The organism is Spirosoma liriopis, from assembly GCF_023196085.1.
GTDB lineage: Bacteria > Bacteroidota > Bacteroidia > Cytophagales > Spirosomataceae > Spirosoma > Spirosoma oryzicola.
In genome coordinates, this window is sequence record NZ_JALPRF010000001.1 from 1,247,299 (window position 1) to 1,261,968 (window position 14,670).

The window sequence follows — 14,670 nt, forward strand, 5'->3', positions numbered from 1 at the left end:
AAAATGTCGTAACATGAGTGTCTAGAGCTAGCGGTTAATTGTCAGGTAGCGCACAAACTGGCGACCATCGCTGGTCCGGATCATATAGTAATAAGTACCGTCAGGTAGTCCATCAGCGTCCGAGCCCAGCATCAGGCCCGTGTTGGCCTTACCGTCCCAATCATTGAGATAGTCCTGGTTCTGGTAAACCAGGTTACCCCAGCGGTTATACACCTCCAGACTGATGGTTAGTCCCTGCAACCCTCGGATAATAAACAAGTCATTGATACCATCCCCGTTGGGTGAGAAGCCCTCGGGAATAAAGACGGTAGAGTTGTCTACCGGCAATGTCAGCGGAGTAGCCTCCCGTTCATTGTCATCCGTTGGGTTGTTGTTGCCATTGAGATCGGGGATGAGCCCGTTGGTCGACACGTCGGAGACGATTCCCGTTCGGCTTAGTGCCTGCGCGTAAACCGAGTTGAAGAACGTCGTCGTCGTGCCATTACTAGCGACATTGACCACGATCCGAATCGTATCCGTCTGTCTTGGCAAGAGTACACTCGTGTCGTCTCCGATCACCAGCAAGGCTTGGGCGTTACCATCAAACCGATCATTAAGCTTCAGGCGACTGCCCGTGGAACTGGAGAACGGTGTCCGCACCACTGAATAGCGGGCGCCTGTCTGGCTGTTGAAGACTTTCACCAGTGAGTCGCTGAGACTTACCTGCGTCAGTGTATCGTAACCAAAGTTCTGCACAACGATCTGGTAGGTTACGTTGTACGAGCCATTGGGCTGGCGGCTGGTGTCGGCAACGGCCATCGCTACCCCAATGTACGAACCGGTAGAAAGCCGATCAAGCGATACTGGCGTTGGGATATTGCTATTCCGAGGGTCCAGTGTATTGGCAGGATCAGGATTAAGACCCGAAGTAGACGTGTCGGCAACGGCCAATCCCTGTTCCGTTTGAGCGACGGTGTACGCTCTGTTGTAGAACGTAAGCGTATCTGCATTCTTTACATTCACCCGTACCGTAAAGCCAAGCTGACGAGAAGCACCTACTGGCAGACTGCTTAAGGAGTCGATCAGCATGTTTGTCAATACGCCCTGACCCGTATAAGACGGATTTCCCACCAGACCCGCATCGGTAGAAACAGGTATTATATTGTCGATAATCAACGCCCCACGGCCAAAGGTTTGCGACAAATTATCGACCACCTGCACTTTGTAGAGCGGCTCCCGGCCCATGTTGCTCAACCTGATGATGTACGGAATATCGTAGATACCTGCCTGGACCAAAGCAGGCGTACCAACCCACTTAGCGACCCCGATTAACGCCGATGGCAGATTAAAGCGAACAGCCGTTGCTACCGCTCCCTGCGGATTTGGATCGAAGCCGTCGTTCGAAATGTCCGTTACGGTCCGGCTCGAATCGGCGGTGCGCCCTCGACCGACAACAGACGAGTAGAATGGCTGCACAGCTCTGTTCGGCTTCACGTTAACAGTAATCAAGACCGTATCCTGCACGCCAATATTCAGATAGCTGGTTCGGGTCAACAGGTCGGTCGCGGTATTACCATTGAAAGCCGTATTTGCCACCAGCGTACTATTGGCGCCAACGATTGGTGTACCCACTACCGAGTAGGAAGCAGGCGACGCAAACGTTTTCGATAAGCTATCAACCAGGCTCACTCCGTAGAGCGGAGTACTACCAACGTTTTTGACGGTCGCTTTGTAAGTGACGTTGTAACTACTATCCGGTTGCAATCTCACGTTGATGACGGCCAATGCTACACCAATTCCGGGTCCGTTCAATTGCGGTGCCCCCAGTGTAAACACCGTAAATCCCGTGTTATTGGTTGGATTGCCGTCGTTATCAGGATCAACATCACCACCGTTAACCGACAGATCCTCAACTTTCACACCACTACTTAAGGCCGACGCACTGGCAATGTTACGGAATGTCCGTGTCGTATCCCCAACGACGCGCCTTACGGTCACGTCAAGGAAAAACGTCTGCGTACGTCCGGGTGCCAGATAACTCGTTGAATCGAAAAGATGTGTATTGTCTCCTCGTCCGGTAAACGCTGGATTTTGTTTCAAACTGAAATCCGTGTTTGTCGAACTGATGGTAACCGATTGGATCTGATTTGGCGAGAACGCGTAAGCCAGATCATCTGTCACCAAAACGTTTTTGAGGGTATCGTCACCGAAGTTTTTGATAACAAACCCATATCGTACCGCGATCAGCGAATCAGCTATGTTGACCGGCGTTCCGACAACCGCTTTAGCCAGACCAATAATACTGGCTTTCGTAGTCGACGTATCCTGTACGGTTACGCTCGACGTGTTGTTCGCCAGATTAAGGTCCTTGTTATCCAGATACGTGATTTTGGCCGTGTTCACTACCTTTTCTTTCGTCAGCAAACGAGCGGAGAAGGTAATCGACTCGCTTTTGCCAGCCGGAAGACTATCAATACGCCGGGTAATGATATCGTTCGAAAGCGTGTAGTTTGGTGTTGAGCCGAGTACAAGTTCCAATCCTTTTGGTAATGCATCCTGCACATCAATGTTACGAGCGGTGTACTTACCATTGTTTGTGACTGTAATTGTGTACGTGACGGTTTCTCCGCGCTTCACAGCAGGCTTGTTCACCGTTTTCGCAATGGAAACATCGGTGTCCAGGGTGTCAGCCGCACAGTTGAAAACCTTTACTTCGATTCTCGACGGCGCACTCAAACAGCCTGTTGCATTTCTTTCGACCACCCAGTACGTCCCTTGCCCTACGGAATCAGGGCGAAGTACAAGATTCGATGCAGTACAGGCACAGGTTCGATAAATGTAGCTGCTGCCCGCGCTCGTTGATGAAAGCGCTTTGGTCAGATCCACAACCTTCGCCGGGCATGCGTTGCGCAGGTTATTTACCAGCGGTGGCACTAACGGAGCGGCCACCTCAACGACCACGTCCGCCGACTTGACCGAGCTGCAACCGCCCGCGTCCAGCACCTGCACACTATAGCGACCACTCGTACGGACGACGATGTTTTGAGTAGTTGCATTCGTGTTCCACTTGTAGCCAGTTGCTCCGTCGGGTGCTTTAAGCGTTACGGAATCGCCAGCACAAAGCTTCGTTGATCCCAGAATAGAGACAACAGGTACGGTACTGCTACCCTGGATGGTAAGCACCAGTTGATCCGAAGCAACGGGACAGCTAGCGTTGTTAGTGCTCACCGAAAGCGTTAGCGTCACCTTGCCGGCAGCAACATCGTTTGCACTGGCGTTATAAACGGCATCTAGCGCAAACGGATTCGTAAATGTTCCGCTACCGCTCGTCGTCCACTGAGCGACCTTGCCAGCTCCACCCATTTTACCCGCCAGTTGGTAGGTTTTAGCCGCGCAGATGCTAGCGTCTACACCCGCGTCAGCCGTAGCTGGATTCTGCGGATCGCAGGGCGTTTGTCCCTGACAGGAAATAACCTGAACATGGATCGCCACCGGCTGGCTGTAGCAACCGCCCACCGTTTTCTCCACTACGTAATACGTTCCAGTCCCTACAGCCGATGCACTAGCGACCTTTGAAACACTCGTTAACGAAGCATCCGTGTAATACTCGAAAATTCCTCCGGTAGTTGTCACCTTGCTGGTTACTGCCGTTATCAAATTAACCGTAGTAGCTGGACAGGTATTTGTTCGATCAAGTACGGTTGGCGGTAGCACCGCTAGCGACACACTGACGGTTACAGCGTTCGATGACGCGCTACTGCAAATCGATGAATTACGACAACGCGCCGTGTAACTCGCCGTTGCTGTCGGCACAATCGTAATCAATCGACCAACCTGTCCTGTTGACCAAACTACCTCACTGGTTGCCTGACAACCGTCGGCCCTTAGCGTCACTGAACTACCAGCGCATATGCTTGTGCTAACGCCTGCATTGACTATCGTTGCCGTTGGTGCAGCAGGCGCTCCGACCGTAATGGTATTGTAAGCCGACCAATCACTTTCACATTCACCCAGTTTGCACTTGACGCGGTATTGAGTGGTAGCTGTTGGAGTAACCGTCAGCACAGTGCCGGTGGTGCTCGCCGGATCAGACCAGATGTAGGTACCTCCCGCACAACCCGTTGCCGTCAATGAAACGGTTTCGCTGGTACAAACAGCGGGCGTGTTCGCTACGATAACGGGAATAGCGGGCGTAGTGATCGTTAGGCTAAGGATAGCCGACGGTGCACTAACGCACCCGTTCTGCGTGCAGGTTGCTGTAGTCGAAAAACCGCTAGTGACTGTTTTCTTGATGCTCTGTCCAGTCAAGCCGTCGCTCCAGGTAACCGTTCCACCTTCACAACCAGTCGCGGTCAGAGTAACTTGTGCTCCGTAACAAACGGTAGTGGATGGACTAGCGCTTAGCACGGGTGGTGATACGGCTTTCACGCTCACTTTAGCCCCTAGCAGATCAAGGTCGGCACATATTTTTTGATCGGCAATCAACCGCTTCACATCCGCTCCGGTAGTGACACCCAACTTAATAGCACTTAGATCCAGGTAATTCTTATCACCCACGGTCGCATTGTACACCAAGGTATGGATTGTGTAATCAGCAGCCTGCGCGGGTACGTTGAAACTTGGTGTGGCCGCCGTTTGGGTAATCACCAGTTCAGTTCCTTTCGTGAGCACGTACAATACCGAGTAGCCTGTTGGTTTCACCAGACCCGTGCCCGGAGTAGCAGCAACCGTTACGGTGGAACTGGTTGCTACGCAGACCGTTGGGCTAACCGCAGTCAGCGTACCAGCTTTGGTTACGCAATCACCCTTATTAGGGCTAATGGTGATGCTAATCGATGCGTCACTCAGACAGTCGTTGAGCTTGCATTGGGCGTAGTAGGTCTGTGTACCATCGGGACGTACCACCAGAACAGCACCTTTATTGTTACCGTTGATGTCGTTGGCGGACCAGATCACTTCTCCCGTACAGCCCGTTGCGGTCAGCGTGACAGTACCCGTCGATTCAATAGCCGTAGCCGAGGCTGTAATCGTCGGCACAGCTACCGGTATTACCGTAACAATAGCACTCGTTGATTCCTGACTACGGCAAGTTCCCTCCTGACAGTAAACCGTGTAAGCCGTCGTTGCTTTCGGCGTTACGGTAATGCTGCTTGTCGTCTCACCCGTGCTCCAGTGCGGAGTACCCTGACAATTGTTTACCGATAGTTTGACTTCGCCACCGGGACAAATGGCAGTCTGGCTAGCCGTAATCGTTGGCGTCGGGGTTGGCGTTACGTTAAGGTTAATCACATTTGAGCTACCACTGGCGCATTGCGTACCGGTTCGGCAAACCGCGTAAAACGATTTGTTGGTGGTCGTCGCCGTTACCGACACAACTCCGCCCACCTGACCATCCGACCAGACGACCTCACCTGCGCAACCCGTCGCCGTCAGCGAAACCACACTACCGCTACAAGTCGCTAATGTCGATGCTCTGACCGTTGGAGCTGCTACCCCGGAGGTAGCGACGGTGATCCGAACCTTATTGGAAGCTGCACTCTCACAATTACCCACGGTGCACGTTGCATAATACTCCTGCGTGGCCGCCGGTCGAATGTCAACGCTGGCTCCGATTCTATCCGCACCATACCATTTTACGGTCCCCCCACAGCCTATGGCTCTCAACGTCACCGTATTCCCGCTACATACCGACAAGCTCGACGCCGAAACGATTGGTGCTGACGGCGACGCTACGGTCACAGTAACTGACTTCGATGATTCGCTCAGGCAGTTGTTGCCTACTTTACACAGCGCATAGTAACTGGTGCTTGCTTCAGGATAAACGATAATGCTTGTTCCTGTTTGCTTGGTACTCCATATAACTGTACCCGTGCAACCCGTTGCCGTCAACGTCACCTTGCCTTTGGCACAGGTTGAATCGACATCGGCGCTAATCGTAGGAACGGTCAGTGGAGCTACTGTGATCGTGTATACGTTCGACGTTTTGCTGATACAAGCGCCGTTTCTGCAATAAACGCTATAGCTGTTGTTACCAATGGATGGGGTTACCACAATGCTACTGGTCGTAGCGGTTGTACTGCTCCAGATCGGTGTACCAACGCAACCGGCTACCGTTAGGGTTACGGTTTCACCCGGACAAACGGTAGCCTGGCTAGCCGTAATGGTGGGTAACCCTACTTCCGTGACAATGTCAATGGTTTGTACAGCCGGGTTACTCAAGCAATTCCCCACGCGGCACTGCGCCGTGTAGGTTGTTCTCGTGTAGGGCTTAACAACAATCGACGCACCCGTCTGCGGACCTTCCGACCACTCGATGGTACCACCCGCGCAACCCGATGCGGTCAGTGTCACCGACGATCCGGCGCATACCGTACCAGCGCTAGCGGTCAGAACTGGTTGCTGAGGGTCACGAATCGTTACCGTGACTAGATTCGAGGCATCACTCACGCAGCTATTTACGACACAACTGGCGGAATAGGTCGTTGTCACCGTTGGCTTTACGCTAATTGTGGCACCCGTTTGTCCATCGGACCATCGGACGGTGCCGCTACCACATCCTGACGCTTGTAGCGTAGTTACGTCGCCCGTACAGATAACGGGAACTGCACCGACGATCGTTGGCGCTTGAATACCACATTGATTCGTGGGAATACCAACCGACGATGTATCGTTCTGCCGATAATTCGGGTCATTATTCGAACCGCTGATCGTCGCCGTAGTGCGGGTCGAAGCCGTACTGTTTATTGTCGCTTCAAGGTATAATGTGCGACTCGAACCAGCCGTTAACGTACCAATCGTCCAGATACCCGTCGATTGATTATAGCTATCAGCGGGTGTGGCACCGGCGAAAGTTAGGGCTGATGGCAGAAGTTGCTGTACCTTAACATCCGTACCCGTAGCAGGTCCGTTGTTAGAGGCCGTTATGGAATAGGTTATCTTCTGACCTACGCTGTAAGGACCAGCCGTCGTTATTTTTGTTACGACAGCCAGATCGGCCTGACAAGCTGCCACTCGAACCACTACCGACGTACGGGTAGCGCTAACGCAATTGTCGGCAGTGACGGCTTCGGCATAGTAGGTGTTAAGACCTACCTTGGTCGGTCTTACCGTAAACTTACTCCCGCTCTCCGTTGTCATGAGTAGCGTGTTGCTCTCGTCATACCAGTTAATTCGGGCCCCTGATGCGAACCCAACCAGCTTGGTCTCTCCCCCCTGACAAACTAGCGTATCGTCTGCGGTTACCCGAGTCGGCGCGTCTGGTAATTTGCCAATTTTCAAAATGAATGAACTGGTTGAGGCACTGCAAACACCCCCCGGTCCGTCCGGGTCATTGGTCGTAGCCGTAATCAGCACCGTACCGCTAGCAACATCAGCAGCTGAGGGAGTGTACGTAGTAGTCAGGCCCGTTGCCGTATTGAAAGTCCCCGTTCCGTTCGATGTCCAGCCGACGGTCGTAACCGAACCCGAGATCGTTGCCGTCAACGACACAGGATTGACCGAACAGGCCGCTGTGCCCGAACTAATTTTTACTTCAGCCAGGTTCGGACAACCACAATTTACCAGATCGACCGTCAGTACAGCCGGGCTGCTGTAGCATCCGTCCGTCGAGCGAGCAAACAAGTAATAAGTACCCGCCCCCACGTTCGTTGGATCGGCTACCCGCGTTGTTTGCGACCGGTTGACATTAGTATACCATTCGTACGTGAAGGCCGGATTACTGTTAGACACCACCACGTTTGCCAGGTTGACCGTCTGAGCAGGACAGGCATTTTTGATGCTTGCCTGAATAGTTGGCGTCGGCACTACATTCACCGTTATGGTAACCGGTTTACGAGCGCTATAACATCCGTTGATCGATGCTTCGACGTAATAGGTTGTCGTAACCGTGGGTTTAAACGTAACCAGATCGCCATTATCGACGATAGCCAACGGATTTTCGTCGGTTGGCGTCAGGAACCAGCAGATTTTTGCACCCGGCAGTGAAGTAGCCGTCAGCTTGATCGAATCGCCCGAGCAGATACTTGCGTTAGCCGAAGCCACCAGGCTATAATCCGTCGGACATGACGAATACAAACCCGCATCCAGATTGTTGTTTACCTCACCAACCGCTAATGTTACCGATCGAGTTTGCCCCGTAACCGGATTGACATCGCTATTCTTTGTGTCGTCAACGCCGTCAATACTTGAACTTCCCGTAAACTGGTAACCAGCTGGCGCAACAAAACTTACTGAATAAGGAACGCTGGGAGTTAGTTCGGAGAATGCATAAATGCCATTGGCATTAGTGGTCGTAGTTTTGAGTGGTTGGTTGTTGCTATCAAGCAGGACAACCTTCACCCCGGCAATACCTGATTCGCCCGTTTGTTGCAAGCCATCTTTATTCGTATCCGCAAACACCAAATCGCCCAAACTACCGTATACGCCCTGAATCACGTCGATGTTACAGCAATTAAGGGCTGAACAGCCGTTCAAGGTCGTAGAGAAACGGTAACTACCCGGACTTTTGATCGACAAAGACGAATCCGCGTTGACAACCGCCAGATCAGCCGAAATCGTTGTCACGTTGCTATCGTTCCGATACCACACGATATTCTTGTACCCTGATGGAACGCTAACAACAAACTCATCGCCGGCATACCACAAAATCGGTACGGAAAAACAGACCGCTTCGTAATCATCCTCTGTCAGACTGGCATTGTTTGGCTGCGAATCCACATCACGCTGATCAGCGGATACGACCTCGGCGGTGTTAAACCAAACTCCGCGGCCGAGTACGGTAGCCTGTAACGTGAGAACGGCCGAGTCGTTCGGGGCAATTGCCCCTACGCTCCAGATCCCGGTAGCTGCGTCATAATTTCCTCTACCCCGCACCAGGCTACTCGAACCGGCTACATACGAAACCCCGCCGGCAGGTAGCTGATTTTTGACGATTACGTTGGTAGCATTGGCCGATCCGATAGCGTTTCGAACAATAACGGTATACGTTACCGGCTCGCCCAGGGTCGGATTCTGCTTGCTGATTTTGGTTGAAACGCTTAGATCAACCGTAGTCGGTTGAGCCTGTAATGAAACGCTACTTAAAAGAAAGAACGCGATCAATGAGAAAGCATAACTCGCCAATTGCCTTGGTTGTCGCATGAACCGGGCAAAAGCAACCAATGGCGAAATCGATTTCGTTAAATTGAGTTGTCTGCTCCGTTTCACCGCCCCTGCTGATCGATACAGTTCGTAGCTGTCGATTTGCTTAGCAGTTATACAGTAAGATTGATTTAGTAAAGTTCGTTCATCCATTGGTTGGCCTCTTAAAGAAGTAAATACCTGATGCGGAAAATAAGTCAACCCATCAGGCGGGGTGTGGAAATTGTCTTGTGCTGAACAACCCGGAGGATCGCCATCTGCACAATAAGGCTGGATTTTATCAATGACTTCAGCAGGTTTTAAAACAGCTACGGTTCGGCAGGGCAAGTCGTTGTAGCCGTCGATCGCTGGCCGAATCGCCTTCTGTTGGGGAAATAGAGAAGTCAGCAGACCTATCGAACGCACTACCGAGTTCTTACTGCTAGCGAAGCGAAGAAATAGTCTGGATAACTGACCAGATAAGATCACAGGGCAAGTTGACTGTAGCGTAGAAATTACCTTCATAAGCAACTCAATTAGAAACGGCCCCCTGCAATCAGACTTAGAGATGTTTAGTTAACTTATAGCTCTTTCTATATACTGTCACAGCTAGACACTGATCGTTCGAGACACTACAGTTACTATTTTTTATTCCCCGAGTACTGAGCGAAAATTATGCCAAATGCTGGCTAAGTCGTAGCAATTCTCGACAACAGTTATCTCTTGTTGATTTTGGATGTCGTGGTTAACGCAGACCGTCCACTTGTTTTCACCATTCGTGACCATTCACTTTCGGCAACCAGGATCCGTTAGAAGGCTTCCGGAGTAGCGAAAACTATGCCAAGTCTGGGGGAAACAACACCAAAAATTAATTTACTGGATTTCATGTGTCTGAACCGAATAAGGCAGTACTTACTTAGCCAGTAAGGAGCCTTATTGAATAGACAAGAAGAGAGAGAATATGTCGAATGCACGCCTGATCAACTTTCTCACAAAGTGTGACGGGTAGCGGATCAACGAACAAATATATGTAGGAAATTACGTGTTACAAAAAATTGTTGCGAACAGACTAGTTATCCACAAAAAAAGGGCCCGTCAGGACCCTTCATTGTGGATAAACTAATTGCTTACGGTTTAGAAATCGTAACCCAGTGTCAGATAAGCAATGGGTTTGCTAACAACTTTATTTTCAAGACCCCATCCATAGTCAAACTTAACAAAATAGCCGAACAGCATCGTTCGCGCGCCAGCTCCATAACCAATCAGGAACGGATTCTTGAAGTTCGTCACGACAGCTCTAAATGGAGTATTACCTCCGCCGACAACTTCTGTGTTTAAGCTGTTCTGCTGACTAAAGGGACCTTTTCCAGACCAGGCCGTACCGATATCCGTGAACGCAACCAGTTGCAGGTTCCGCAGGAAGTTCGAGGTAATATTCCCACGATACAGGTACCGAATCAATGGTAAGCGAAGCTCTACATTCAGCAACATATGACTGGTACCAGTTAGTTTACCTTGGCGGAAACCGCGTAGTGGCGCTGCAAAATCAAGGAAGAACACATTCCGGTAGTCGTACGGAATTTCGGCTGGAATCGTGTTCGGAACCAGCAATGGGTTCGATGCAACCAGCTCTTTGATAGAGGAGTTAGTGCCGATCCAGTTATCCATACCCCCTAATGTACTTTGTTTAGGAGCAGGGCCACCCGATTGGCTAAAGGAGAATCGCGCAGCTAACACCAGATCCCGGTGAATTTTCTGATAATGCCGCAGATCAAGCGACAACCGGCGGAAACTTTCTGACGATGACCGCAAACCAGCGTATTCTTCATACTTGATTTTCATCTTCGTTCCGACGGCCAGATTCATGCCATTGACTTTTGTGTTGTCAAAAACGATTTCACCCCGTACACCACCATAGTCCGATACCCGATCCGGCTCGCTGAACGACGAAACATCGATCAGCCGGGTCGTCGCATAAAACGGCGACACCGTAAACCGGGTCGTTACCGAAAGCGGATAAGACGCCGAGAGCGCCACTCGATTGTACCGGTATTTTTGGCTCAACCCGCTGTTGTCAACAAATAAGGTACTGCGATCTACGCGCGCTCCAAAGTCGATAAGGTGTTTCAGGTTGGTATACTCTGCGAACAGATCACTGTTGCGTAACGTAGTCGTGATAAACAACCCGGCGCGCAGAACATGATTTTCCAGCAAATCAGTGAGTGTGACATCCTGCGAATACCCAAATCCTTTCGCTGAAATCGGATCGATCCGCCAGTTTGAGTTCGCATCACTAACGGTGAACAGTCCCTTGTAGTTGAAAGGCCCCCGAATGGTGATGTTTTCCCGACGGCGATTACGCGGTAAAGTTGTCGTCAGCGTAGGTGCGGTGCCTCCGATCGTGCGACGTTGACGATACTCAGTCGATTTCAGCACGTCCGGATCGAACTGGTAGTTATCGGTATCTACTTCGCCCGGCTCCAGCGCCAGTCTGTTTGCGTTGACCGTTTGTTTTGCGGCTACTGTATCAGGCCGGGTAGTATCGGCACGGCTTACCTGACCCGCAGAATCTGTTTTTACAGTGTTAGAACGATTCGTTGTTGCTCTGGCGGGCTTGACCGAACCAGAGCTGATACTGCGCTGGGTTGGCGGGGCCTGAACCGTTTGCGTCAGGTTGATCTGCGAACGGAATCCAATGTATTCTTCACCATTCTTGAGGCTACTATAAACGAAACCACCGTTTGACGGATTCAAGTCGTAAAACCGAATACTTTCGGGAAAAGCCGTTACTTGCCCGACCGAACCCGATTCGGTGTCGAGCCGGTACAGGTTGCGGATACCGCTCACATCATTCAAAAAGTAAACAACTGTCTCGCTGGCAGGAATAGGCTGCGTTGCGTGCGATAATGAATCGGTCAGGCGAACCAGCGAAAAATCGCGTGCGCTCCCTTCGTGCGAAAATAAGCTCAGGCGATCCGTGATAGTTTTGTATGACCCTTTGTCGACGCCGAGCGTATCCTGTTTGCGGTTCGAACTAAAGACGACCTGACGCGCTGTTCTGCCCACAAACTGCGGATACAAATCGTCATACAGATCGTTTGTTATCTGCTGGTAAGAACCCCGGTTAATGCTGTAAATAAATAAATCGTTCTGCCCCCGGCGGTCGGCGCTCAAAATTAAACTACCGCCATCGTCCGAGGCATCCATCGAAAGAACCTGAGTTAGACCGTTGATCTGCCGCTTGAATTGACGCTTGGGCTTTTTTTCAAAATCGCTGTACTGATACAGGTTTGTTTTACCTAGCTCGTCGGTGATGATGACAAGGTTGTTGCCCCGCTGCCAGGAAATCAATGGCGTACGGGTTCGAGCTTCCTGCCCATCAAGCCGGTAGCCGCCCTGAAGTACCTTCGTTCTTTTCTGATTCGTCGTATTGACAACTTCGACCTTGTACTTCCCGTCGAAAAGCGTGGTGTAGGCAAAATACTGCTTATCGGGGCTTAACTTCAAACTATTAAGTACTAACTCTTCATCCGATGACGATTTGATCTTTATTTGAAACTCGTCGGAGCTGGGCCGATACGCTTGCGTTACTGCATTGGCCATTCCTGCGTAATAGTCACGCCATTCCCGCAAAAACCGGCTGTAAGGAATACCAAGCGTACTCGAAATACTGCTTTGCTCATTCCGAATGATACGGGTCAGATTCAGAATGTTCGATACATTGTCGCGACCGTATTTCTGAACGATGTAATTCCAGATCGAATGCCCTACGCGTTCGGCTTCGGCACCGGCAAGCAGCGACGGTTTTTTGATGGTGCGCGTCAACGATGCATCACGCATGTAATCGTCCAGCTCAAGGCTGTAGCCGTCGGCAATGTAAGAGGCAATACCCGGCATAAACCACTCCGGGAGCGTCAACAGAAGTGAACTTTGAAGGGCGTCTTTCAGGCTACCGCCGTAGAGCATATCATACACGAAAAGCATGGAAACATCGTGTACAATCTGCCGACGAAAACTGATCTGATCGCCGGTAAAAGCGAGCTCAATTCGTGACTTCGACAAGTTCTGTTCGCGCTTGTTCAGGCTTCCCTGCGTATTGAGCCCAATGTTGCTCTGTGCCAACTCTGAGGGCGAATTGAACAGAAAGATCTTTACCCGGTTGTAGGGCGTATACCCAAGCAGCTCCGTGATTCGGTCAAACTCCGATTCGGCGTACTGCGCCGTCAGGTTCGCGATCTGCGTGCCATCCTGGTAATAGTAGATCTCGAAGTTGGAAGTTCGGATAATCTTCCAGTCAAAGCTCCGATATTGGATACGGTTTTTTCCAAAACGCTCCAGCGCCGGATAGTTTTGTGCCGTGGCTGCGCCCAATGCTCCCAGCCATAGCCCCATCAGCAGAATGTATTGATTTCGCATACTAATCGACAAAACGTTGGACGTTAGCTATCAGCCTTATGGCCCTAGCCTGAACGCTAAAACCTTACTCCTATACGCTAACGTTTAATGAACGCTATAATAACGAAACATAACGGCTAATATTCGCTTCCGGCTCTAATTCTTCGCCGTCTAGTAGATATCGAGCAAATTGCTCGGCCAGATAGGGTGCTAACGACACACCTTTGGTACCCATACCCCCAAAAATCCCGATGGCTGGGTGCGCCGGATGCATACCCACAAAGGGCCGACGGTCCTTGCTGGACGGGCGAATACCGGCTTGCTGGTTCACAATTTCGTACGGGGTTTTCAGTACAGCCTGAACTTTCGATTCTAGAAACGACCGGCCGTCGTCGGTTGTTTGCCAATCCAGATCGTGCCAGGAATACGTGGCCCCGATCCGCAGCAATCCATTGCGAATCGGCAAGATGAAAACACCCTGGTTGACAATGCTTGTAATCGGATAGCGGTCAACCATCACCGTCAGAATCTGGCCTTTCACGGGATTATATGGAAGCCAGTCAAACAACGGGTTTTCGCGACCCTGAACCCCATCGCAAAATATGACTTTCTTTATTTTTATGTCTTTCCACTCAACGCCTTCGTCAGTAATTTTTAAATCGCTGACGGATACATGGCCTTCGTAATATTGGTTCTTTCGAATAAAGTACCCTTTAATGATTCTGGACAATTCGATTAAATCAACCCAGCCACTTTGTGTTACGTCTAAACCACCAAACGGGTTATTGATGTAGTCGGTGTACAGCGAATCGTTCGTTGCTTTCGAAGCATACGGTTGTATCTGAGGGTCAGCAACAATGGCGAGATACTCTTTTTGTTCGGCCAGGGAGCGAAAAGGTCGGTAGATCGTCTTGGGGTGGAAGAAATGAACACCGAGCTGTTCTTCGATTCCGGCGTAGAACTGGTGCAGAAAAGGAAACAGTTCGTCGGCTTTCCAGGTACGGACCAGCTTTCGCCCCGTCAGTGGATTAATAATTCCGGCAGCCACGGCCGAAGCGGCAGGCAATGTCGGGTCATCGGCCAATAACACAGAACAACCACGCTGATCGAGCGTCCAGGCCAGCGCAGAGCCAGCCACCCCCTGCCCTATCAGTAAAAAATCGGCAGTCATGCGTGTCT

3 protein-coding genes are annotated in these 14,670 nt (G+C 50.9%); all 3 read right to left on the reverse strand.

Annotated features, from left to right (window positions below; all coding sequences use genetic code 11):
* Positions 1-27: 27 nt before the first annotated feature.
* Positions 28-9,621 carry an Ig-like domain-containing protein gene (locus M0L20_RS05210; RefSeq protein ID WP_248475986.1) on the reverse strand — a complete coding sequence of 3,198 codons (9,594 nt, stop codon included), beginning with the start codon at positions 9,619-9,621 and terminating at the stop codon, positions 28-30.
* 609 nt (positions 9,622-10,230) lie between these two features.
* The gene (locus M0L20_RS05215) at positions 10,231-13,512 is read right to left on the reverse strand and encodes a hypothetical protein (protein ID WP_248475987.1); all 3,282 of its coding nucleotides are present in this window, start codon (positions 13,510-13,512) and stop codon (positions 10,231-10,233) included.
* A gap of 94 nt (positions 13,513-13,606) precedes the next feature.
* Positions 13,607-14,662 (reverse strand): NAD(P)/FAD-dependent oxidoreductase, encoded by a 1,056-nt coding sequence (locus M0L20_RS05220; protein ID WP_248475988.1) that lies wholly within the window; start codon positions 14,660-14,662, stop codon positions 13,607-13,609.
* Positions 14,663-14,670 lie beyond the last annotated feature (8 nt).